The following is a 22,239-nucleotide window of genomic DNA, read 5'->3' as shown; positions in this document are numbered from 1 at the left end:
CATCCTGCTATCCGGCCAGGCCTGAAGCCCGGGCCGCGACAGATGATGTCTATGGCATATACAGGGCCCACGCTTGTATGGGCTCCGTTCTCACGGCGGTGCTCGTTATCGACCATCAAGTAACTGTCTCAGGGCTTGGGTCGGCATCGATTAGCCTAGACGAGTCCATGATGCAGAGCTAGAGAGGAATCTGACAGGCAACAAAAAAACCGCGGCCACCCTGAGCGGGCGACAGCGGGTTTCGGATGTTGCGCAGCTTACTTGCTGTCAGGCAGCGCGTAAGCGATCACATAATCGCCACGATCAGGGGACTGACGGGCACCACCGGCAGTGATGACGATGTACTGCTTGCCGGTCTTGGGCGAGACATAGGTCATCGGGCCACCCTGGCTGCCAACCGGCAGACGGGCTTTCCAGGCTTCTTCGCCGTTGGCGGAGTTGAAGGCGCGCAGGTAGTAATCCTGAGTACCGGCGATAAACACCAGACCGCCCTGAGTGGACAGCGTACCGCCCAGAGTCGGCATGCCGATCGGCAACGGCAGGTGCATCTTGACACCCATGGGGCCTGTGTCTTCAACAGTGCCAACCGGCACTTGCCAGGCGACTTTCTGGGTCTTCATGTCGATGGCGGTCAAGGTGCCGAAAGGTGGCGCCTGACAAGGAATACCGGCCACCGACAGGAAGCGGTTCTTGTTCACGGCGTACGGTGTGCCCTTGAGCGGTACTGCGCCCATGCCAGTGTTCAGTGCTTCGCCACCGGAAGATGCCTTGGCATCTTTTTCCTGGGGAACCATCTGGATCCACAGGCCCAGACGCATGTCGTTGACGAAGATGAAGCCATGCACCGGATCCGTCGAAATGCTGCCCCAGTTCAAGCCACCCAGAGAACCCGGGAAGCTCAGCGAGACGTCAGTGCCCGGCGCGGTGTACAGGCCTTCATAACGCATTTTCTTGAACGAGATACGGCACAGCATCTGATCGAATGGAGTCGCACCCCACATGTCCGACTCCGTCAGGTGTGGCGCACCGATCTGTGGCATGCCCACCGAAAGAGGCTCGGTCCTGGAGTAAGGCTCGTTGGGAATGTTGGACGGCTTGACCGGGATCTCGTCAACCTGGGTCAGTGGCTGACCAGTGGCACGATCCAGCACGAAGATCTGACCGGCCTTGGTCCCGATCACCACTGCCGGCACCTTGCTGCCATCTGCTTTGGTGAAATCGATCAGGCTCGGCTGCATCGGCAGGTCAAAATCCCACAGGTCGTTATGAACGGTCTGGTAGACCCACTTCTCTTCGCCCGTGGTGGCATTCAATGCCAGCACGGAAGCGCCGTACTTGTGATCCAGCGCAGTACGTTCCACACCATAGATGTCGGTGGACGAGCTGCCCATGGGCAAGAACACGGTATTCATCGCCGGGTCGTAAGACATCGGTGCCCAGCTATTGGGCGTACTGCGCACATACGTGCGGCCTTCAGCCGGTGCTTTCTTGTCTTCAGGGTTGCCTGGGTCGAACGCCCAGCGCATTTCACCGGTCACCACATCGAAACCACGGATGACGCCACCGGGCATGTCGGCCTGAACGTTGTCAGCGACACGACCGCCGACAACCACTGTTGTACCGGCCATCAAGGGTGCCGACGACAGTTGGTAGTAAGCATCCGGGACCTTGCCCAGACCGGTTTTCAGATCGATCTGGCCATTATTGCCGAAGCCCTGGCAGAACTCGCCGGTATCGGCATCCACGGCAATCAGGCGCGCATCAATGGTGTTGGTCAACAAACGACGCTGGCAATTGGCACCCGCCGGTACAGAAACGGCCTTGGCTGGCGTGCTGCCGTCGGTTGGTTGAGCAACGGCTGCGGTGGCGTCAAAGTAAGCCAGGCCACGGCAACGCTGCCAGACCGCCGACTGAGCGTTGATCTCGTTCTTCCACAGCTTTTTGCCGGTGTCGGCGTCCAGCGCGATGATGTTGTTGTGCGGGGTACAGATAAACACCTTGTCGCCCACCTGCAACGGAGTGGTCTGGTCTTCAGCACCATTACCATTGCTGATTGCGATGTCGCCGGTGTTGTAAGTCCAGGCCGGTACCAGCTTCGAGACGTTGCTGCGGTTGATCTGATCCAGCGCCGCGAAACGGCTACCGCCTTCATCGTTACCGTAGTGCTGCCAGTCTTTCTGTGCCTTTGCCGGGTCGACGCCAGTCAGGCCCGGGCCGTTTCCGGTAGGCGAAACCGAAGCGTGAGGCACGAACATTCCCGCACCCGCCGCAACAATCGCGATGGCCAGAACACCACCCAGGGCATAACCGGAACGACCCGCTTCCCGGCCATTCGCCTTACGCAAGGCCGGGTAGATCAGCGCCACCAACAGGCTCAAGACACCCAGAGCGAACAGCCGCGAAATCAGCGGCCAGAAGTTCAGCCCGGCATCGGCCAGCGCCCAGATCAGCGTCAGCACCATCACTGCTGCGAACAGCCAGGCACCCGCCAGGCGTTGTTTGAAGAGCAGGACACCTGATGCGATCAGGCCAAGACCGGCCAGCAGGAAATACCAACTGCCGCCCAGGGTGACGAGATAGCCGCCGCCTGCGGCGAAAAGCAATCCAAATACCAGCACACCCAGAGCGACAACCCGGATGGGCCAGCGACTGAAGGATGCCGAAGGTTGAGACTTAGTCATGTTGCATGATCCCGCTGATGCATGAACGTTACGAAGGAAAGAGTCTTTCGAGCAGCTTGAAACAGAAGCCGCTGAAGGGTTTTTCAGGGGCTGGGCATCCTTTCTGATGCCAGCAAAAATTATTAACTAAACGGTTAATATTGGTAACGATACCAAAAAAATCTTTATCCGCGTCAATTTGTCACTCTCACAAAATGAGAATAACTATTACATAAACAGTAACAATCAACTCGTCTGGAAAGGAATGAAAGTGCCGATGGGAATCTTCAGCGACATTGGTCAGAATACGGATCAAGGAATCGTTCTCATCCGCAGGTGTTTCTCATGCAACTCCACCACCCCGCTGGCGCACGTGCTCATATTCTGGCCATAGAAGATGATCCACTGCTGGCAGCTCATCTTCAGAGCCACCTCAGCGAACGCGGTTTTACGGTGACCCTGCGCCATGACGGCGACGAGATTCTGGAACTGGTACGTTCGCAGGACTTCGACCTGATCCTGATGGACATCATGTTGCCCGACAGCAACGGCCTGGAAATCCTGGCCCGGCTGCGCCAACGCCAACGCTTGCCGGTGATCCTGATGTCGGCACTGGGCGCCGAGCAGGATCGTATCGTCGGCTTCAGCCAGGGCGCGGATGATTACTTGCCCAAGCCCTTCAGCATGCTGGAGATGGATGTGCGTATCGACGCCATTCTGCGCCGCGTGGCGTACGAGCATGAAGCACAGACAAGGATCGTCAGTAATGAATCGCAGTTGACCTTCGACGAGCAGCGCGCCGACGTCTGCCTGAATGACCAGTGGGCCGATCTGAGCACCACCGAATACCGGATTCTGGAAACGCTGGTACGACACATGGGTGAAGTGCTGGGCAAGGCTTTCCTCTATCAGCAGGCCATGCACCGGGCGTACTCGCAGCATGACCGCAGCCTGGACATGCATGTCAGCCGCATCCGCCGTAAATTGCAGGCCATCGGTTATAACGACAAGCGCCTTGAGACGGTGCGGGGCATGGGTTACGTGCTGACCCGGTTGACGCCATGAAGCTGCCCAATCGCCACTCACTGCTGTGGAAACTCATCGGTGGCCTTGCCCTGCTCTGCCTGCTGATGGCCAGCCTGCAAACCGACCTGAACCGCAGACTCAACGAGGCGACAGAGCGGTTATCCGAACCGACCAAGCGTGCCCTTAACGACTACGCACGACGGGCCGAAGCCGCCTGGCAGAAGCGCGGCGCCAGCGGAGTCGACGAGGTGCTTCGCGAGTTGCGCAGCCGGGAAAAGGTCTGGGCCGTGGTCGTGGACAGACAACAGAACTCGCTGTCTTCACAGCCTTTGACGGAGCCGGAACTGGAAAGGCTGCATTTCGTGCGCAGGCTCGATGGCATGGTGGGACGCCCCGGCGGTGTACCCACTTTTTACATCCCGTTCAAAGACACTGAAGCACGCCTGGTAATGGATCTGCCCGGCCACTTTCATCCTCGCCAGCACAACGAGCTGTGGGACCTGCTGCTGCAAAAAGTGCTTCCTGCCAGCCTGGCACTGCTGCTGGCCGCTCTGCTGTACCGCATTCTGATCTCGCCCATCGTAATCCTTCACCGCCAGGCCAATGCCTTGAGCACCGGAGATCTGGCGGCGCGAGTAGAGCCACAGGTAGCAGAGCGCCGGGACGAACTGGGCGAGCTGGCACGAGCCTTCAATCAGATGGCCGGGCGTCTGGAGAACACCGTGGTCTTTCAGCGCCGCCTGCTGCGCACACTGTCCCATGAATTACGCACACCGCTCAGCCGCTTGCGGGCAGCCGGCGAGCGTGAACTGGATATCGACACCATGCGTCAGCGCCAGGAACGCGAAGTGCAGATCATGGAAAAGCTCATCAGCGACACCCTGGAACTCGTGTGGCTGGATACCGAACGCCCTGCTCTGCCACTGGAAACCGTAGAAGTGAAAGAGCTGTGGAACCTGTTGTGCGAGGACGTGTGCTTCGAGACCAACTGGCCCATGGAGCGGCTGCCATGCGACTTGCCGTCCGACTGCTACGTCAGCGGCAACCTGAATGGTCTGGCGCAGGCGTTGGAAAACATCCTGCGCAACGCCATTCGCCACTCTCCGGATGACGGCGTGGTCCGCCTGACCGGTTGCCGCGAAGGTGGCTACTGGCACCTGTGGATCGAAGATCAGGGGCCAGGTATCGAGCCCGAAAAACTGGAGCATGTCTTCCAGCCGTTCACCCGCCTCAACGCTGAACGCCCGGGAGGTGAAGGCTTCGGCCTTGGGCTTTCCATCGCCCGCAGCATCGTTGAATTGCAGAACGGACAAATCTGGGCAGAGAACGCCACACCGGGGCTGCGCCTGCATCTACGTTTGAGAAGTGTATAAAGTGTAAAAAAGATTTACTCACATATGAGAATAAATACCATCTGCATCCAGTCCGGCAGCAGAGAGAGCCCACGCCTCTCTGCACGCCATGAATGTCACAGGAGTGTTGCAGATGCATCCGCGATTCAAGCTCAGCCACCTTTGCCTGGCCCTGCTGGCCGCCTGCCCGTCAGTGGCGATGGCCGAAACGCCAGAGTCCATCCGATCCGAAAAGACCGATGACTCCGTCCAGTTGGCCGACACCCATGTGGTGGCCACTGCCGAGCAAGAGCTGAAACAGGCATCGGGTGTGTCGCTGATCAGCGCCGATGACATCAAGAAACGCCCTCCGGTCAATGACCTCTCCGATATCGTGCGCAAGATGCCGGGCGTCAACCTGACCGGCAACAGCGCCAGCGGCGCACGTGGCAACAATCGCCAGATCGACCTGCGCGGCATGGGGCCGGAGAACACCCTGATCCTGATCGATGGCAAACCCGTCACATCGCGTAACTCCGTACGCTACACCCGCTCCGGCGAGCGTGATACCCGCGGCGACAGCAATTGGGTACCCGCCAGCGAAGTCGAAAGCATCGAAGTACTACGCGGCCCGGCTGCGGCCCGTTATGGCTCGGGCTCCATGGGTGGTGTAGTGAACATCATCACCAAACGACCGACCGAATCCCTCACAGGCTCGGTCACCGCCTACACCAACCTGCCGGAAGACGATGCAGAGGGCATGACCAAACGCACCACGTTCAGCCTCGCCGGCCCGTTGACCGATGCCCTCACCTTCCGTGTCTACGGCAACCTCAACAAGACCGATGCGGACGATGCCGACATCAACCAGGCACATACCGATACAGCCTCCGGGGCATCGCTGGCGGCAGGTCGCGAAGGTGTACGCAACAAGGATATAAACGGGCTGTTGAGCTGGGCGCTGGACACCAACCAGACCCTCGACTTTGAAGCCAGTTACAGCCGTCAGGGCAATATCTATGCAGGTGATGTCGGCACTGGCGGCACAGACGCACTGGTCAACGGCAGTACCGTCAACAACTGGCTGGGCCGGGAAACCAACACGATGTATCGCCAGAACTTCTCGGTCACCCATAACGGTGACTGGGCGTTCGGCACTTCACGCCTGCTGGCGCAGTATGAGAAGACCCGCAACAACAGGTTGCTGGAAGGACAGACCGGTAGCGTCGATGGCGATATCAGTGCCAATGCGGACAAGAGCACCAGCACCTATGACAGCTACCTGCTGCAAGGACAACTGGATATCCCGCTGGAATTCCTGCGCCCGCAGACACTGACTGTCGGCGCCGAGTGGAACCGTCAGGAGCTGGATGATCCCAGCACCATGGACCGCGACATCGGCACCACGCTGCCCAACTCGGCAGCCGGGTCGCGTCCGACCGACATGGACGCCACCATCATGGCTGTGTTCCTCGAAAACAATATCGAGCTGACGCCAAAATGGTTCCTGACTCCGGGCGTACGTCTCGACCATCACGATCAGTTCGGCGCCAACTGGAGCCCAAGCCTCAACTCCTCCTACAAGCTGACCGATGACATCACACTGAAAGGCGGTATTGCCAGGGCCTTCAAGGCACCGAATCTGTACCAGTCCAACCCGAACTACCTGTACCGCAGCAACGGCAATGGCTGCGCACCGAGCCTGAACTCAACCGGTTGCTATGTGCTGGGTAACGAAAACCTCGACCCGGAAATCAGCATCAACAAGGAATTGGGCATCAGTTTTGTCAGAGATGGCTGGAGCGCCGGGCTCACCTATTTCCGTAACGACTACGAGAACAAGATCGTCTCGTCCAACGACCTGACCGGACGGACGGCGAACAACGAGGCCATCCTGCGTTGGGACAATGCCGAGGATGCCGTGGTCAAGGGCTGGGAAGGCAATATCGGCGTCCCGCTGCTGGGCCAGAACGGCGACATCCTGAGCTGGAACACCAACCTCACCTACATGCAATCCAACGAGGATGATGACGGCAACCCGCTGTCGGTAGTGCCCGAATACACGGTCAACACCATGCTCGACTGGCAGGCTACCGAAGCGCTGTCCCTGAGCCTTACAGGCACCTACTACGGCAAGCAGGAACCACGAGTCACCAACCCGCTTCGGGGTGTCGCCGTCACGGCAGAGAACGAGATGAGAACCCTCGATCCTTACCATGTCTGGGGTATTGGCGGGACTTACGAGATCAACAAGAACCTGTCGATCGGTGCCGGCCTCAACAATATGTTCGACAAGCGTATCTATCGCGAAGGCGCGGGCACCAGCGCGGGTGCCAGCACTTACAACGAGCCGGGACGATCGGTCTATGCGTCCATCACCACGTCGTTCTGAAGCTGACCTGACGCTTGTAATGCAGGCCCGACCGGGAAACCGGTCGGGCCTTCATGCGCACGCGGCCTGATGAGTATCACCCATGAAAACACGATCCTTTTCCTGGTCCACCGTCTCCCGGATTGTCGCCGCGCTGCCGGGTGGATATCTGTTCACCTATGCCTTTACCGCAGCACTGGCGCGCCTGTTGCCGCTGGACAAGGTTGATGCGCTGGTGGTCTCCACTTTGCTGTCCTTTGTGGTTTACACCCTCGTCATCCTCTGGGCCTTCAGTTGCCGCAGCGCCTGGCGGGCCTGGAGCGGTCTGACATTGGCGTTGCCCTTGGCGGCCATCGGCTTCTGGCCGCAATTGCTGGAGCAACTGGCATGAAACACAAGACCCTCACTCAATCGCTGGCCTGGCTGCACACCTGGAGCGGCCTGGTCTTTGGCTGGTTGCTGTTTTCGATCTTTCTTACCGGCACACTGGCGGTCTTCGACAAAGAGATCGATGGCTGGATGCGACCGGAAATACCGGCGCATTCGTTTGATCAGGCGCAAGTGACGCAGCGCGCACTCGACTACCTGCAAGCCCATCACCCCAAGGCCAGCGCCTGGAACATCGGCCTGCCCAATGAGCGCTCGCCCAATCTGGTGGTGTCCGCCGGAGAACAGCGACGCGGCGGCGGCACCTATCTGGACCCTTATACCAGCGAACCTCTGGATGTACGCGCGACGGCAGGTGGCGGGTTCTTTTTCCTCTTTCACTTCACCCTCAACCTGCCGCGCAATATCGGCATCTGGATCGTAGGCCTGGCCGCCATGGTCATGCTGGCGGCACTGGTCAGCGGTATCGTGATTCACAAGAAGTTCTTCAAGGAATTCTTCACATTTCGTCCGGCCAAGGGCCAGCGCTCCTGGCTGGACGCCCATAACGCCACAGCCGTGCTGGTGCTGCCGTTTCACCTGATGATCACTTACACGGGGCTGGTGATTTTCTACCTGATCTACATGCCAGCGGCGACAGATGCTCTGTTCGACGGCAACCGCGATGCCCTGAGTCGTGCAATCCGTGGCGGGCCGACAACCGAGCAACAGGGTCAACGGCCAGAACAATCGGCAAGGCGTGGCGAGGCAACGAGCACAGCAACGCTGACACCGTTAGGTCCGCTGCTGGCTGAGGCCGAGCGATTGATGGGGCCGGTGGCCGGGTTCTCTATCCAGAACCCTGGCAGCAGCGCTGCCAGAATCGAAGTGCGGCCCGTGCTGGGCAACCGTATCGAACTGACCAAGGGCCAGAGCATGCTGTTCGATGGCGTGACCGGCAAGATCCTGCGCCAACCTCCAGAAAGTCGCCCAAGCCTGCTGACCCAGAAAGTCATGGCCGGCCTGCACTTCGCCCAGTTCGGCGGCTACCCGATGCGCTGGCTGTACTTCATCTGCGGCCTGGCCAGTTGCGCGATGATCGCCACCGGCATGGTGCTGTTTACTGTCAAACGACGCCGACGCCACGACAATGAAGGTGCCATCGGCGCGGCGCTCTACCACAGCGCCGAACGCCTGAACGTCACCGTAATCGCGGGTTTGATGCTGGCCTGCGTCGCGTTCCTGTGGGCTAACCGCCTGCTGCCGACAGAACTGGCCCAGCGCGGTCAGTGGGAGATCCGCGTGTTCTTTATCGTCTGGCTGTTGAGCCTCGGCCATGCCATTGTCCGACCATGGCTGGCCGCCTGGCGCGAACAACTGGCCCTCACCGCCCTGCTCTGCATCAGCCTGCCGCTATTGGCACTGACCACCCCAAATCGCGGCGAACATTTCGTTCTGGAAGCCACGACCGTAGTCCTCGGCATCCTGCTGGGCTGGACCTGCTGGAAAATCGGCCAACCCGCCAGGGAACGCCCCGCAAAACACCCCTCCACCGCCACAGCGCAGGTCAACTGAATGAGCATCGCATTGATCACCAGCCTGCTCCTGGCCTACAGCGGCATGCTGGGTTTGTGTCTGGGGCTGGAGCGGCATTACAAACAGCTGTCGCAACGCCCGCCGTCCAAAGCATTACGCCACACCCTGCGCAGTGCCGGCTGGCTGGCATTGGCGGGCAGTTTCCTCAGCAGCGTTCAGGTCTGGGGCTGGGCCATGGGACCAGTGGGCTGGCTGGGGCTGGTTTCAATGACAGGCCTGGCGCTGGTCTTGTTGCTACCGTATGCCATACGACTGGCCGTGGGAGTGAGTGGCGCCGGTTGGATACTGCTCGGGGTGTTCACCCTCTCGGCATAGGAGCGAACTCATTCGCGAATGACGATTTTTCGCGAATGAATTCGCTCCCGGGTTTTACCCGAGGGACGGCTCTTCATCTTCGTCTATCGGCGGGTTTACCGGCAGATCAGGATCGTCGCTCTGGTCATTGATGAGATCATCAAGCGCTGGATCGGCCTCGGGCAGGGAGTCCGGTTCATACCCTGTTTCGTTATCTGTCGGTCTGGTAGCGGGGCTTTGCGAAACATTGCCCGGTGCATTCTCATCAATTTCCATGACCACTCTCCGCGTGAAGCGCAGGATATCCGCGCCTTATAGTAAGAAACGCGATAGATCCGGGAGTGCAAGGGAAACGATGAGTGGCGGATTATCAGCCCGGATAACGAGTCTCCATGACCACAGACAAGGCATCCGGCCTCCAGAACTCCTGATCGAACTCTACGGGCTGGTCCTGTTCACCAAAATTCAAGCGCTCCAGATACAAACTGCTCGACCCCACTGTCAGCTGCAATAACTCGGCCTGATGCTCATCCACGATGCTGTTGTGCATGGTCAGTTCGCAGCGGGACTGAACCCGCCTGAAGCGTTCCCTCAGCACTTGGGTCAGGGAAGTATTCAAATCGGCTTCCAGCAATCCCGGACACCAACTGGCAACCAATGCGTTGTACTCCAGCAGCACCGGACGACGATCAACCCAGCGGCGACGTTGCAGATGAAAGACCGGCTCATCGGCAGACCTCAGCCCCATTCGCCTGGCCAGCCAACTGCCCGCTGCACGAAGTTCGGCACTTAAACATTCGGTCACTGGAGTTCGGCCCTGTGCGGCGACGTACTCCATGAAACCGGTAATGCGGGTCGGATCGTAGCGAATGCGTTGCGGGCTGACGTACCAGCCTCGCCGGTTTTCCCGATACACCTGGCCTTCGGCCTCCAGTTGCTGCAAGGCCTGGCGCAATGTCACCCGCGTACAGCCGAAACGCTCGGACATCTCGCGCTCGGAGGGGAATTTCTGATCGGCTCGCGGTGTTCCGCCAGCGATATCAGCAGCGATCTCATCACGAATACGCTGGTAATGAGGGGGTATTGGATAAAAAGGCATGCATGAGTCCGAGTGATCAATCAAACGATGTTATGACGATAAACTGCTGCCGGGCGGGCTTCCTGACTCAACAGATCACGCCTCCAGGCCAGATAGCCGTAAAACGCCAGTACCACGAATCCCGCATACAGGCCCGCAGTCAGGTGCAGGTCCTTGTGCCAATACATGCCGACATACAGGCAATCCAGGACAATCCACAAGACCCAACTGACCACATACTTGCGGGCCGCCCACACGCTGGCGACAAGGCTGAAAGCGGTCAGTGAGGCATCCAGCCAGGGCACGGCTGCATCCGTGAAGGTCGCCATCAGGCTACCCAGCAACACCGCGCCCAATGCGCCAAACGCCAGACTCAATACCGCACCGCGCGCTGACAGGCGCGTCACATGGACCTTGCCTTGGTCGAGCCCTCCCTGACTCCAGCGCCACCAGCCATACCCCTGAAGAAAAGCAAAGATCAGTTGCAGGAGCATGTCCGAATAAAGTCTGGCCTCGTAGAAGATCCACACATACAACAGAACCGCCACCACACTCACCGGCCAACACCAGCGAATGCGCTGAGTGGTCAGCCAGACGCCGAGGATATTGATGAGCACGGCGATTATTTCCAGGGTTGACATGCTGTTCCCCTCGACACAAATGCCTTATTGCTGCAGATCCAGCGCCTGTTGTTTGAGCTCACGCTTGCGGGTTACGGGCAAATCCTCCTGATCACCGTAAGGGGCGCTGTACCATTTGCCATAGGTGGGATTGGGCAGCAGGAACCAGCGCTGTCCCAGCCAGGCCAGATAAGGCGCCGCAGCCTTGCGCTGGGCGGCGAGGTTGTTGCTGTCGGCCTGCACGAAATCACCGAATGAATCCCCCACCAGCATCAGCACACGGGCATGGTTGGCCACCCATTGGCGGCGGCAGGTCTTACCGTAGCCATCCTTTTCACAGTGCCCGGTGGGCGTTGCAGCAGCCAGGACCTGTTGCGCATCACTGATCGGGAAACCGCGCAGGCGCAGGTTCCTGACCGTAGCCTCGACCTGCGAATGTTCGCGGTTGGTCAGGTAATAGACCTGAACGCCGCGCTGGCTTGCGGCCTGAAGAAAGGTGACGGCTCCCGGCAAGGCCTGTGCTTTAGCCTGCTCGACCCAGAGGTTCCAGCGGTCATAGGAATAGGTCTGGTCATTGCGGATATCACGGGCATTGAGCGGCACGTTATCCAGCAGGGTTTCGTCGATATCGACAATGACTGCCGGTGGCAATCCTGTGAGATTACGTGGAGGTTGCGGCAAGGCATCCCAGGCTGGGTCTGCCAACGCCGCATCCAGTTGCCGGGTGGCGCTGGCAAACACCTGACGGTAGATCAACTCATGCTCGATGGACGTTTGCGTCCACAGCACGGCATCCAGTTGATCGTTGGCCGGTGGTCTTTGCTGACAGCCTGCGAGTGCGGCGAGTACGGCAAAAGTGCCGCCGATAATGAGCTTGCCCATGGTAGACCTCAGAAATTCACAGTGGCTGACAAACGCGCAGTGCGGGGAGCGCCGGGGAACAGATAACCGTCGCCAATGGACTCGCCGACATCGCGCCAGTAGCGCTTATCGAACAGGTTATCCACGGTCAGACGTAACACGGTGTCGTAACCTTCGACCTTGGTGCTGTAACGACCACCGACATCGAATACCGCATAGTCGTCCACTTTTACATTGCCCTGGCGGTTGGCGTACTTGCTGCCGCTGTACTGCACGCCGCCGAGCAGCGCCAGACCGTTGAAACCGGGAATGCTGTAGTCGCCATGCAGGCTGGCGCGGACCTTGGGAACGTTGATCGCCTGATGGCCATCGTAAGCATCGGTGCCACTGTCGGTAACCCGAGCCCGAATGGCGGCGACGCTGGCCGATACTTGCAGGTTCGAGGTCAGGTGCCCATTGGCAGACAGTTCCAGACCAGTATTTTTCTGTTTGCCCTGCTGCACATAGGTAAAGGTGCCGTCGTCATTGGGGCGGGTGTACTGATAATCCTGGGTGATCTGGAACAACGCGGCGGTCAGGCTCAAACGCTGCCAGTCGTGCTTGACTCCCAGCTCTATCTGCCGGGAAGTGGTGGGCGGCAGAACCTCGTCGGCATTGGTGCTGAACCAGGATGCTTCACCTCCCAAAGACAAGCCTTTGCTGTAGCTGATGTACAGGGACGTGTCCGGGCGTGGCTTATAGATCAGGGCCGCTTGCGGCAAAAACTCCGAACGGGTCGTGTGGCGGGTCGTGGCACCGGAACTGTCGTAGGTTTCTTCGTCGAGGCGGATCTGACGCCCACCCAGAACGGTCTGCCACTGCTCGTTGAAACTGATCCGGTCGGTGGCGAACAGGCCGTATTGTCGGCTGTCGAGACGACGGTAGCTGTTGCCCAGTTCCCCGGAATAGGGTTCGAGAGTTTCGGGCGTGGAGCCAATGACGCCAGTACCGATAAATTCATTGATCGACGACCGGCGATCCACAACACGACGGAAGGCCGTAGTGCCGAAAGTCAGGTCATGCTTGAGGGTTCCGGTGCCGAACTGTCCGTTTATAGCCGCCTGAGCTTCGTCATTGCGGCGCGTATCGTCAGGGCTACGGTAATCGGAAATGTCGTATTCACCTTCAGGGCTGAAGTAATTGGGCACCGCCGCGCTCGCACAACTGGCAGAACCATAGCAGCCCCAGGCAAAGGTGCTGTAATCGTCGATCACCACACGACTTCGCGAGGCACTGAAGCTGGCTTTCCACGACTCGTTGAAACGGTACTCATACAAGCCATCGAGATTCAGTGACTGGATGCCTACCGGATTGGACCAACTCTGGTAAGCCAACAGATCCTTGGGATTGACGTTGTGGGGCACCGTTGTACCGCCCAGCAACTGGTAGCCCGGCACAGAACGCTGTTCGCGGTTCTGATATTCGGCGTTGAGTTGCAGCACGCTGTCAGGATTGATATTCCAGTCCACCGCCAGGGAAGCGAAGTCGCGCTTGCCATCCGCATGATCGACGTAAGAACGGATGTCTTCGTGCGCCAGGTTGGCCCGTACACCAAACTGTTGCTCGCTACCGAACCAGCTTCCCAGATCCGTCGCCAGATAACGCTCGCCCTGCTCGTTGGTGGACACCGTGACCGAACGTACATTGTCGGGCCGCTTGCTCACGTAATTGACCAGCCCACCGGGCTCCGACACACCACTCTGCAAACCGGCCAGCCCCTTGAGCACTTCAACCTGCTGCTTGTTTTCCAGAGCAACGTTCTGCTCGCCGGTGATGGTCCGGCCATTGATCTTGTAACTGCTGGCCGAGTTGAGGGCAAAACCGCGCACCACGAAGTTTTCGTAGTAGCCGACGGGTGCGTAGCTGTCGCCCACCGAAGCGTCGTTACGCAGCACTTCACTGAGCAGGCGCGCTTGCTGATCCTTGAGCCGTTGTTCGGTGATCACGGCTATCGATGCCGGGGTATCCAGCAGCGGCGCCTGATCAAAACCGCCCACCGACGCCTTGCTGGCCTGATAGCCGGTATCCTGCTGACCAATGACAGTGACTGCCCCCAATTGCACGCTGGTATCTGAAGCCGTCGAGCCATCGGCCCATGCCACACCGGCCAGCAGGCCATTCCCCACGCCACAGGCCATCAAGACCCCAACTCTCAACAGGTTTGGCGAAAACCCTGGGGCGCATGTTCGATGAAACTTAACCATGAAAGCTCCTTGGTGGGCGCTGCATACCGACGCGATTTGCCAGGCGCAGGGCCGCAAATGCGCCGGGGTCTGCAATCAGCCCCCGGTACAACTGAATGATTGATAGCCAGAAGGCGTCAGGCCGGAGCTGCTCCGGTGGTCATTGGCAAGCGGGGGTCGGCGGCCCATTCCTGAAGAGAGCCGTCATAGATAAAGACGTCGGAGCGGCCGAGCAATGTAAGCGCCAGCGCTTGTGCAGCCGCGGAGATCCCGCCGCCGCAGTACAGAATCAGTGGTTCTTCGCTCTCAAGCAGCGGATCGAGCGCTTCACGCAACGCATCGGCCTCAAGGTAGCGGCCCTGCTCATCGAACAGCGTGCGAGCAGGCAGATTCAGACTGTCGGGGATATGACCACGTCGCGCATAGCGGCTCACGGCACTGCCATCGAACAGGCCAGCCGAGAGTGCGCAGACCAGAGTGCCTGGACGCTCTCCGGCAAGTACCGACTGAACGCCTGCCCGATCAATCCAGAACCCATCCCGGTATTCGGTTTGCCAGATGACAGGCTGTGTAGCCACGGGGCCGACCTCCTGTGGCAAGCCGGCGCGCTGCCAGGCCTTGAAACCACCATCGAGCACCTGCGCATGCAGCCCGACACTGCGCAGCACCCACCACAGGCGCGCCGCCCAGAATCCGTCGTTACGGTCATAAATGACAATGCGTCGCTGATCGCTGACGCCCAGTGATCCCAACGCCGCTGCCAATGCCTGTGCATTCGGCAAGGCAAAACTGAACGTGGCTTGCGGATCACTCAAGGCCGCATACAAGTCAGCATGCAGCGCGCCGGGAATATGTCCTTGCAGCCAGCCCTCGTAACCACTGCGGGCGTCGTAATCGCCATCGAAGCGCGGCGTCGCCAATTCGACTGTGGCATCGAGAATCAACAAGGCCGGGGCAGCCAGAATCTCCTGCAACTCACCGGCTTGAATAAGGATTGAATCCACCGCAGTGCTCATGGCTGCACACTCCCTGCAAAACTGTTGAGATGAGCCAGCAAACGCTGCCCTTCAGCTCCCGCGAACCAACGGGTATGGCCGATGAGGTAAGCGTCATAGGCAATATTGGCGTTGGCCACAGACCCCACCACGCCCTGGTAATAGGCTATTTCCGACAACGCGAAATCAGCGTGGACCAGAGGCAAGAGCGCGGCCAGCGTCTGGAAATCCCGGGCCGAAAGCGGTTTTACGCTTTGATAACCGGCCAGAATCGCATCCACCGACTCAAGATGAACCACCTCGCGGACGCCGTTTTCCAGCTCCAGCCAGGCAATACAGTTGCGCTCCAGAGTGGTCGCCAGATCAAAAAGCGCGAAGGTCAGGTCGGCCAACCCGAAGTCCAGCACGCTGGCAACCTGTGCCGCACCTGACCCGGCGCTCCAGAGCAGATTGGATGCGTGCAGATCGTTATGGGTCCACAGGGGCGGCTGCTCGGCAAGCAAGGGATACAGCGCCCGATGGAACGGCACGTGCAGCACTGTCAAATCATTGCGCCAGTCACGCTGGCTAAGGTAAGCAGCGAGTGCGGGATCGGCAGCGCTGGCAGCTTCGATGGCAGCAATCGGGTCCGGCTGACTGAACAAACGAAAGTTGGCCAGCAACACTGCGGCTTGTCGTGGTGGTGCCGAATAGCCCGTGGCGGCTTCATGCAATCGCGCCAGAGTCTGACCTGCTGCCCAGGCATGTCGAACATCCTGAAACGGCGTCCAGGACAACGCATCACGATACAGATCCTGCCCTGCTGCCAGGGCATGCACTTCATAGGTCCATTCGCCGATGGCAATGGCCGTATCACCCTGCTCATCAGCCAGTACTTCGGCAACCTGCACACCGTTCTGCCGCAGATGAGCGATGAAACGATGCTCTTCGGCCAGCCATGCGGGTTCCCGCACAGACCGATGATGACGCTTGACGAACACCGACCCGGTCGAAGTATTGACGAGGCAGGCCGCCGAAAATGGCCTGGGACTGTGCCAGGTCAACGCCTGCAACGCGCCGACCTCGGGATAACGCCGTAGCAGTTGCTCGACGGACTCGGCAGATATCACCGGCCAGTCGGCCTCGACCGGCTCCAGTCCAAGACCATGTGCGCTCAGGCGTTCGGCGGCCATCAGACAGCCTCCGGCAGGTAAGCGTTAGTGGTCGCGCCCTGCCAGGCATTCCCGTCATTGAGCACCTGATGCTCATGCAGCCAGTGCGCGTAAGGCTCAAGCAGACTCTGGCGCTGCTCTCCCCAGCGGCCCTCATGCAGCCAGGTCGGAGCAATTCGCTGCAAGGATTGCGCGAGCAGTTCGCTGGGGAAATAAGGCGTGACCTGCTCGTAAGCCTGCAAGGCGCTCAATGGCTCCCGGGTGACAGCCAGGAAACCCCGTGCGGTGACCGCGAGAAAGGTGCGGATCAGTTCCGGGTCAGCGGCAAGGGTGTCTTCATGGGCACCCAGCAGGTAGCTGTGATACGCCGGGGCACCGATCTCATCCACCGGCCAGACGACCCGCTGCTCATCGGCAATCGGGCTGGCCATCAACGCCTCCCAGGCCCAGTAACCGCCAAAACTCGCATCGGCAACGCCCGCTGCCAGTTGCTCGGGGCGTAACTCACGAACGCCACTGTCGACCACGATCACCGCATCCGGATCGCCGCCGTCGGCCTTCACCAGATGACGAACCATTGCCAGGCCACGAGGCGTCGGATTCAACGCCAGACGCCGCCCCGCCAGATCCCGGGGCCGGGTGATACCTGAACTGGCGAGCGTCTGAATCGACTCAAGCCCACGATGATTGATAGCCGCAATGCCACACAACGGCTGCCCAAGCGCCCGCCGTACCAACAAGCGATTACTCGGAAACACACCGAAATGCACCGCCTTGCCCAACAGGTGATCGAGCGTATCCCCACGCCAAGGGTCATGAACCACCAACTCGACATCCAGACCGGCATCGCTATACCAGCCCCGCTCACGCGCCAGATAAAAACCTGCCGAATTAGGCCAGGGATGGAAATATTCGAGCATTACCCGTACACCAATCATCACCGCGCTCCTGCCCGACCACATCGTTGTGGAAGGCTCCTGTCTTCTGAGTGCGGGTTTTATAGAAGCAAAATCTGGTATATACCAATATCGTTTATTGCTATGGATATAGCTTTTTTGGCGCACTTCACGGCCCCGTCGCCCGGCACTCGATTTGCGATCACGCATAGCCTGTAGGACCGGATTTATCCGGGAAGACATTCTTGTGAGCGATGAAGATTCAATGAATGCCTCCATCATCGCCAAAATACATCACGCCATGATATAAAAGCCGCCCTTCCCTCAACCGAAGCGACGCTCCCCCATGGCTGACACCCTCCACAAGCAGGATTTTGAAACCCTGTCCGAATTCCGCTACCAACTGCGGCGCTTCCTGCGTTTTTCCGAAGAGGCCGTGCAAGCCTGCGGTGTTACTTCCCAGCAGTACCTGCTGATGTTGCACACCCAGGGTTTCAGCGAGCGTGAGTGGGCAACCGTGGGTGAACTGGCGGAGCGGTTGCAGATCGTGCCTCATGGCGCAGCGGCGCTGGTGAAGCGCTGCGAGGCGCTAGGATTGGTGCAGACGCAGCGCAACGTCGCGGACCGACGAGAGGTACAGGTCAGTCTTACGGGCAAAGGCAGCGAGGTGCTGGCGCAACTGGCTTTTCTGCATCGAGAAGAACTCAAGTCGGCGGGCAAGCGTTTCCGCGTGCCTTTCGAGCAGGAGTAATCCCAAAAACATGCCTTCACCCTCCGACACAACCCTTGTGGCGCGCTTGCGCTCGCTATGGCCTGCACCCCACGCCATCGACACCCGAGAGAAAGTACGCGCCAGCATCGGCGCGGCCTTGGGCATTCTGTTGGTCGCCACCGTTGCTGCACTCTGGCTGCACGGCGCACACGCCATAGAGAACAGCTTTCTGGCCATGGCCATCGTCGCGCCCATCGGGGCCAGTGCGGTACTGGTGTTTGCCGTCCCATCGAGTCCCTTGGCGCAGCCCTGGTCTGTGGTGGGCGGCAACACGGTCTCGGCGCTGGCAGGCATTGCCTGCGCCAAATGGATTCCCGATGCCACGCTGGCTGCCGCGCTGGCGGTCAGTCTGGCGATTGCCGCGATGCTGGCGACCCGTTGCCTGCATCCGCCGGGAGGCGCTGCGGCGCTATTGATGGTGATTACCGGTTGCGATCAGTTTGTGTACGCACTGAGCCCGGTCATGCTCGACTCGTTGCTGCTGGTAGCAGCCGGCGTGATCTACAACAATCTGACCCGCCGCCCCTGGCCGCATGTCCAGCAGGCAAAAAGCGACTCGCCTGCCAGCCGTTTCAGTGATGCGGATCTGGATGCCGCCCTCGCCCATTACAACCAGGTGCTGGACGTCAGCCGTGACGACCTTCACGAACTGCTGGAGCGTGCGGAGGCCTCGGCCTACCAGCGCAATATGGGCGAGATCCGCTGCGCAGACGTGATGAGCACTACGCCGATTGTCGCCCGCCAGGAAATGCCGCTACGCGAGGCCTGGGCCTTGATGCGGCGACACAAGATCAAGGCCTTGCCGGTGATCGACCGGCAACGCCATCTGATGGGCATCGTGACAGTGGCGGATTTCATGAAGCAGATCGACCTGGACGCCCACGAAGGCGTGGGCTGGCACCTGAGGGCACTGCTGCGTCAAGTGAGCAACAAACAACCGGCGAGTATCGTCGGCGAGATCATGACCCGCAAAGTGCGCGTCGCCAGCGCCGAACGCCTGCTGACCGATCTGGTGCCAGTGTTTTCGGAAAATGGCCATCGGCATGTTCCGATCATCGACGCCCAGCGGCACCTGGTGGGCATCATTACCCAGTCCGACTTGATCAAGGCGCTGTATACGGCTGTTCGGGTTTAAAGCGTGATCATTGCTCTTATATAGGCCCAGGGATAAATCCCCTGCATATGCCCATCGCTGAAGATCAACTGCACGCCATAACCCTGATCGACGATGTCGGTGATGCGGACCTCTTCATTCACCAGATCGATCCGCCCGCGCAGCCGTGCAGCCCTACAGTGCGAGCACGGGCATAGGGCACGCAGTTGGCCGTGGACCAGGGCTTGCGCCTGACCATCGGGCCACTCCACATGCAGCAGCCCGCCGTGTCTGACGTTGCGGATCGCCGAAGGCAGCATCATGGCTCCAGTTGCGACAGTGCAATGCGAACGGCCTTGCGCACTTCAGGGTCGCCATCGTGCTCGGCCAGTCGCAACGCAGGCAAGGCTTGCGGGTCGCCAAACTCGCCCAGTGCCAGAGCCGACTCCTTGCGCAGATTGCTGATGCTGTGTGACAACAGGCTCTCCACCGCTCCACGCGCCGGGCTGTACTTGAGCCGGCCCAATGAGCGCACTGCACGCAAGCGAACCTGCCAATAGGCATCGTCCAGTGCCACCAGCAGCGCGCGGCCAGCAGACTCGTCACCAACCTTGCCCAAAGTGGTCGCAGCCTCTTCGCGCACTTGCCACTGGGGATCGTTCAAAGCTGTCGTCAAAGCTTCGATAACCGCTGGAGTGCCCGCAAAGCCGACCGCGCCAGCGGCCATGCGCCGGACTTCAATATCGTCGTCTGTAGCCAGACGTTGAGTCAGGTCAGCCAGTGCTTCGGTGTGTTTCAACCAGCCAAGAATACCCACGGCCTCGCGGCGAATCGCAGCAGCCGGGTCATTCAAGGCTTCACGGGCGACTTCGGCGCTGGCGGGCAGTCTCAATTCACGCAGGGCACGCAAGGCGCTACCCCGCACGAAAGGATCGGCATGCCGCGCCCAAGGCAACAGCAACTGACCAGCGGCTTCAGTCTTGAGCTGCGAGAGGCTTTGTGCAGCCGCCTCACGCACTTCCTGCCCGGTGTCGGTCAGGGCCTGGCACAGGGCGGTCACCACCGATGCCTCCTCCCAGGCTTCAAGCAAGCGCGCAGCTTCGGCGCGCACGTTTGAAGCGGGGTCCTGACGCAAGGCTTCGGTCAACCAAGGCAGGCTGTCAGGGTCTTCGAGGTCGGCCAGTGCAATGAGGGCGATTCTACGCACCACCGCATCCGCATCTTCAAGACGCGGCTGGAGTTCGAGAATGTCGGGGTTATCGGTTATCAGGCTCATGAACGGCTCACAGTGCAATACGTAACAGGTCTTGTTGCAGGGGCAACCCCAGCGGGGTCAGGCGTGGCAAAGGCGGTGCATCGGGACCATGATCGAGCAGTTCCAGGCAATGACGCTTGAGTTCGACGAAGCCAGGACTGGTCAGCAGAGACGGCTGTCGCGGGCGTGGAAAGTCCAGCTTCAGGTCGGCGATGAAACGCCCAGGACGAGCACTCATCACCAGAATGCGATCCCCCAGAAACAGCGCCTCATCGATGTCATGGGTGACAAACACCACCGTGGTGCCGATCCGGCCCCAGATATCGAGCAGCAGTTGCTGCATGCGCGAACGTGTCTGGGCATCCAGCGCACCGAAGGGTTCATCCATCAGCAGCAGACGCGGACGGTTGATCAGCACACGAGCAATCTCGGCCCGTTGCTGCATGCCACCGGACAATTGCTTTGGCCAGTGCCCGGCGAAGTCTTCAAGACCCACCCAACGCAGCATTTCCAGCGCCTGGCGGTGGCGTTCACGCTTGGATACGCCTTGCATTTTCAGGCCGAAAGCGACGTTATCGAGAACACGACGCCATGGCAGCAAAGTGTGATGCTGGAAGACCATGCCGCGTGTGGGAGATGGCCCGTCGACGATGGATCCGTCGACCCGCAGTTGCCCGCTGCTGGGCTGCAAGTGCCCGGCGAGCGCCCCCAACAAGGTCGACTTGCCGCAGCCAGAAGGCCCCAGAATGCACACGAACTGCCCAGGCGAAATGCTGAAGTCGAGTGCCTGTACGGTTTCAAAAGCGTCATCACCGTCACCCAGACGAATGCCGACGTTTTCTCCTTGAACAAGTCCTGAGGTCATCGTTGTGCTCCTGTCTGGTTATTCCACGGCATGCACCACGCGCCCAGGCGTTTGACCAGCGCACTGCTGACCAGCCCGAACAGGCCGATCAGCAGCATGCCGACCATGATGTCCGAGTAGTTCTGCAAGGTGTAGGACTCCCAGGTGTAGTAACCCAGACCCCACTGGCCGGAAATCATCTCGGCGGTCACCAGACAGAACCATGAGGTCCCCATGCCGATGGCCAGCCCCGTGACAATGCTGGGGCCTGCGCCCGGCAGCACCACTTCGCGCAGGATCGCCAGCCGCCCTGCCCCGAGGCTGAGGGCCGAAGCCACCAGACGCCGGTCGACGCTTTCGACGCCATGAACGGTATTGAGCAGAATCGGAAACAGCGCCCCGGTAAAGGTGATGAACACCATGGACAGCTCTGACGATGGAAACATCAGAATCGCCAGCGGGATCCAGGCCACGGCCGGAATCGGCCGCAGCACTTCAAGAGGTGGCAGCAGCACGTCCGAAGCCCAGCGCCAGCGGCCGATCAGCACACCCAGGGCGATGCCCAACACCGCAGCCGTTGCATAGCCAGCCGCAACGCGTCCCAGGCTGGCGCTGACATGCCGGAACAGAGCCGTCGAAGACGTCAGCTCATGCAGCGCGGCAAAGACTTCACCCGGTGTCGGCACGTTGCGAAACGTCACCAGGCCCAGGTCCAGTTGATGGCTGGCCGCGACCTGCCAGAACAACAGGCAGGCCAGAATCGACGATCCCCGCAACACCCAGCGGGCAAGGTTGGATAGCCTCATCG

Annotated in this window: 21 protein-coding genes; 8 read left to right on the top strand and 13 right to left on the bottom strand. The window is 59.9% G+C overall.

Annotated features, from left to right (window positions below; genetic code table 11):
* Nucleotides 1-257: 257 nt before the first annotated feature.
* Entirely contained in the window at nt 258-2,681 is a 2,424-nt protein-coding gene (locus JL015_RS16150) for a glucose/quinate/shikimate family membrane-bound PQQ-dependent dehydrogenase (protein WP_201019160.1), read from the bottom strand.
* Between the two features lie 324 nt (nt 2,682-3,005).
* Here JL015_RS16150 and JL015_RS16145 point away from each other — a divergent pair, with 324 nt between their 5' ends.
* The 6 genes from JL015_RS16145 (at nt 3,006) to JL015_RS16120 (ending at nt 9,665) form a co-directional block, all read left to right on the top strand.
* Nucleotides 3,006-3,725 carry a response regulator transcription factor gene (locus tag JL015_RS16145; RefSeq protein WP_201019159.1) on the top strand — a complete coding sequence of 240 codons (720 nt, stop codon included), beginning with the start codon at nt 3,006-3,008 and terminating at the stop codon, nt 3,723-3,725.
* Entirely contained in the window at nt 3,722-5,059 is a 1,338-nt protein-coding gene (locus JL015_RS16140) for a sensor histidine kinase (protein WP_201019158.1), read from the top strand. Before JL015_RS16145 ends, JL015_RS16140 begins: the two co-directional genes overlap by 4 nt.
* Before the next feature lie 112 nt (nt 5,060-5,171).
* Nucleotides 5,172-7,409 (top strand): FepA family TonB-dependent siderophore receptor, encoded by a 2,238-nt coding sequence (locus tag JL015_RS16135; protein ID WP_201019157.1) that lies wholly within the window; start codon nt 5,172-5,174, stop codon nt 7,407-7,409.
* Between the two features lie 82 nt (nt 7,410-7,491).
* Nucleotides 7,492-7,779, top strand: coding sequence for a DUF3649 domain-containing protein (locus JL015_RS16130; protein ID WP_201019156.1), 288 nt, complete (start codon nt 7,492-7,494; stop codon nt 7,777-7,779).
* A complete protein-coding gene (locus JL015_RS16125) occupies nt 7,776-9,329 on the top strand; it encodes a PepSY-associated TM helix domain-containing protein (RefSeq protein WP_201019155.1) in 1,554 nt (517 codons plus the stop codon). The genes JL015_RS16130 and JL015_RS16125 overlap by 4 nt, the downstream gene beginning before the upstream one ends.
* On the top strand, nt 9,330-9,665 hold the full coding sequence (locus JL015_RS16120; protein WP_201019154.1) for a DUF3325 domain-containing protein: 336 nt from the start codon (nt 9,330-9,332) through the stop codon (nt 9,663-9,665).
* 54 nt (nt 9,666-9,719) lie between these two features.
* Here the strand turns inward: JL015_RS16120 and JL015_RS16115 are convergent, their stop codons facing one another.
* The 8 genes from JL015_RS16115 to JL015_RS16080 all read right to left on the bottom strand — a co-directional run bounded on the left by JL015_RS16115 (nt 9,720) and on the right by JL015_RS16080 (nt 17,509).
* Nucleotides 9,720-9,920, bottom strand: coding sequence for a hypothetical protein (locus tag JL015_RS16115; RefSeq protein WP_201005312.1), 201 nt, complete (start codon nt 9,918-9,920; stop codon nt 9,720-9,722).
* 94 nt (nt 9,921-10,014) lie between these two features.
* Nucleotides 10,015-10,743 (bottom strand): GntR family transcriptional regulator, encoded by a 729-nt coding sequence (locus JL015_RS16110; protein ID WP_201019153.1) that lies wholly within the window; start codon nt 10,741-10,743, stop codon nt 10,015-10,017.
* A 20-nt stretch (nt 10,744-10,763) separates the two neighbouring features.
* On the bottom strand, nt 10,764-11,363 hold the full coding sequence (gene pnuC, locus JL015_RS16105) for a nicotinamide riboside transporter PnuC (RefSeq protein WP_201019152.1): 600 nt from the start codon (nt 11,361-11,363) through the stop codon (nt 10,764-10,766).
* A gap of 24 nt (nt 11,364-11,387) precedes the next feature.
* Complete coding sequence (locus tag JL015_RS16100; protein ID WP_201019151.1) at nt 11,388-12,224, bottom strand: 5'-nucleotidase, lipoprotein e(P4) family; 837 nt, start codon at nt 12,222-12,224, stop codon at nt 11,388-11,390.
* Between the two features lie 8 nt (nt 12,225-12,232).
* Nucleotides 12,233-14,380 (bottom strand): TonB-dependent siderophore receptor, encoded by a 2,148-nt coding sequence (locus JL015_RS16095; protein ID WP_201019228.1) that lies wholly within the window; start codon nt 14,378-14,380, stop codon nt 12,233-12,235.
* 182 nt (nt 14,381-14,562) lie between these two features.
* Nucleotides 14,563-15,441 carry a sulfurtransferase gene (locus tag JL015_RS16090; protein WP_201019150.1) on the bottom strand — a complete coding sequence of 293 codons (879 nt, stop codon included), beginning with the start codon at nt 15,439-15,441 and terminating at the stop codon, nt 14,563-14,565.
* On the bottom strand, nt 15,438-16,592 hold the full coding sequence (locus JL015_RS16085) for a phosphotransferase enzyme family protein (protein ID WP_201019149.1): 1,155 nt from the start codon (nt 16,590-16,592) through the stop codon (nt 15,438-15,440). The genes JL015_RS16090 and JL015_RS16085 overlap by 4 nt, the downstream gene beginning before the upstream one ends.
* Nucleotides 16,592-17,509 (bottom strand): ABC transporter substrate-binding protein, encoded by a 918-nt coding sequence (locus tag JL015_RS16080; protein ID WP_201019148.1) that lies wholly within the window; start codon nt 17,507-17,509, stop codon nt 16,592-16,594. Before JL015_RS16080 ends, JL015_RS16085 begins: the two co-directional genes overlap by 1 nt.
* Before the next feature lie 304 nt (nt 17,510-17,813).
* Here JL015_RS16080 and JL015_RS16075 point away from each other — a divergent pair, with 304 nt between their 5' ends.
* A complete protein-coding gene (locus JL015_RS16075; RefSeq protein ID WP_025260451.1) occupies nt 17,814-18,218 on the top strand; it encodes a MarR family winged helix-turn-helix transcriptional regulator in 405 nt (134 codons plus the stop codon).
* Between the two features lie 10 nt (nt 18,219-18,228).
* Nucleotides 18,229-19,374, top strand: coding sequence for an HPP family protein (locus JL015_RS16070; RefSeq protein ID WP_201019147.1), 1,146 nt, complete (start codon nt 18,229-18,231; stop codon nt 19,372-19,374).
* Here JL015_RS16070 and JL015_RS16065 read toward each other — a convergent pair.
* The 4 genes from JL015_RS16065 to JL015_RS16050 are packed head-to-tail and all read right to left on the bottom strand — an operon-like array spanning nt 19,371 to nt 22,237.
* Nucleotides 19,371-19,655, bottom strand: coding sequence for a DUF971 domain-containing protein (locus JL015_RS16065; RefSeq protein WP_201019146.1), 285 nt, complete (start codon nt 19,653-19,655; stop codon nt 19,371-19,373). The genes JL015_RS16070 and JL015_RS16065 overlap by 4 nt on opposite strands.
* Nucleotides 19,652-20,608: a HEAT repeat domain-containing protein gene (locus tag JL015_RS16060; protein ID WP_201019145.1), complete on the bottom strand. Its 957-nt coding sequence runs from the start codon at nt 20,606-20,608 to the stop codon at nt 19,652-19,654. Before JL015_RS16060 ends, JL015_RS16065 begins: the two co-directional genes overlap by 4 nt.
* A 7-nt stretch (nt 20,609-20,615) precedes the next feature.
* Nucleotides 20,616-21,452: an ABC transporter ATP-binding protein gene (locus tag JL015_RS16055; protein WP_201019144.1), complete on the bottom strand. Its 837-nt coding sequence runs from the start codon at nt 21,450-21,452 to the stop codon at nt 20,616-20,618.
* Nucleotides 21,449-22,237, bottom strand: a complete 789-nt coding sequence (locus JL015_RS16050; RefSeq protein WP_201019143.1) for an ABC transporter permease — start codon at nt 22,235-22,237, stop codon at nt 21,449-21,451. The genes JL015_RS16055 and JL015_RS16050 overlap by 4 nt, the downstream gene beginning before the upstream one ends.
* Between the last annotated feature and the right edge of the window lie 2 nt (nt 22,238-22,239).

Origin of the sequence: Pseudomonas cichorii, assembly GCF_015471405.1 — a bacterium.
GTDB classification, from domain to species: Bacteria; Pseudomonadota; Gammaproteobacteria; order Pseudomonadales; family Pseudomonadaceae; genus Aquipseudomonas; species Aquipseudomonas serbiensis.
This window is presented reverse-complemented; position numbering and strand designations above follow the sequence as displayed.

Bases quoted from the DNA above. Each gene is read 5' to 3' on its own strand.
- JL015_RS16115 (WP_201005312.1), bottom strand. From the start codon at position 9,920: ATGGAAATTGATGAGAATGCACCGGGCAATGTTTCGCAAAGCCCCGCT.
- JL015_RS16135 (WP_201019157.1), top strand. From the start codon at position 5,172: ATGCATCCGCGATTCAAGCTCAGCCACCTTTGCCTGGCCCTGCTGGCC.
- JL015_RS16055 (WP_201019144.1), bottom strand. From the start codon at position 21,452: ATGACCTCAGGACTTGTTCAAGGAGAAAACGTCGGCATTCGTCTGGGT.
- JL015_RS16110 (WP_201019153.1), bottom strand. From the start codon at position 10,743: ATGCCTTTTTATCCAATACCCCCTCATTACCAGCGTATTCGTGATGAG.
- JL015_RS16150 (WP_201019160.1), bottom strand. From the start codon at position 2,681: ATGACTAAGTCTCAACCTTCGGCATCCTTCAGTCGCTGGCCCATCCGG.
- JL015_RS16120 (WP_201019154.1), top strand. From the start codon at position 9,330: ATGAGCATCGCATTGATCACCAGCCTGCTCCTGGCCTACAGCGGCATG.
- JL015_RS16050 (WP_201019143.1), bottom strand. From the start codon at position 22,237: ATGAGGCTATCCAACCTTGCCCGCTGGGTGTTGCGGGGATCGTCGATT.
- JL015_RS16060 (WP_201019145.1), bottom strand. From the start codon at position 20,608: ATGAGCCTGATAACCGATAACCCCGACATTCTCGAACTCCAGCCGCGT.
- JL015_RS16095 (WP_201019228.1), bottom strand. From the start codon at position 14,380: ATGGCCTGTGGCGTGGGGAATGGCCTGCTGGCCGGTGTGGCATGGGCC.
- JL015_RS16125 (WP_201019155.1), top strand. From the start codon at position 7,776: ATGAAACACAAGACCCTCACTCAATCGCTGGCCTGGCTGCACACCTGG.
- pnuC (WP_201019152.1), bottom strand. From the start codon at position 11,363: ATGTCAACCCTGGAAATAATCGCCGTGCTCATCAATATCCTCGGCGTC.
- JL015_RS16130 (WP_201019156.1), top strand. From the start codon at position 7,492: ATGAAAACACGATCCTTTTCCTGGTCCACCGTCTCCCGGATTGTCGCC.
- JL015_RS16100 (WP_201019151.1), bottom strand. From the start codon at position 12,224: ATGGGCAAGCTCATTATCGGCGGCACTTTTGCCGTACTCGCCGCACTC.
- JL015_RS16145 (WP_201019159.1), top strand. From the start codon at position 3,006: ATGCAACTCCACCACCCCGCTGGCGCACGTGCTCATATTCTGGCCATA.
- JL015_RS16065 (WP_201019146.1), bottom strand. From the start codon at position 19,655: ATGATGCTGCCTTCGGCGATCCGCAACGTCAGACACGGCGGGCTGCTG.
- JL015_RS16080 (WP_201019148.1), bottom strand. From the start codon at position 17,509: ATGATTGGTGTACGGGTAATGCTCGAATATTTCCATCCCTGGCCTAAT.
- JL015_RS16140 (WP_201019158.1), top strand. From the start codon at position 3,722: ATGAAGCTGCCCAATCGCCACTCACTGCTGTGGAAACTCATCGGTGGC.
- JL015_RS16070 (WP_201019147.1), top strand. From the start codon at position 18,229: ATGCCTTCACCCTCCGACACAACCCTTGTGGCGCGCTTGCGCTCGCTA.
- JL015_RS16085 (WP_201019149.1), bottom strand. From the start codon at position 16,592: ATGGCCGCCGAACGCCTGAGCGCACATGGTCTTGGACTGGAGCCGGTC.
- JL015_RS16075 (WP_025260451.1), top strand. From the start codon at position 17,814: ATGGCTGACACCCTCCACAAGCAGGATTTTGAAACCCTGTCCGAATTC.
- JL015_RS16090 (WP_201019150.1), bottom strand. From the start codon at position 15,441: ATGAGCACTGCGGTGGATTCAATCCTTATTCAAGCCGGTGAGTTGCAG.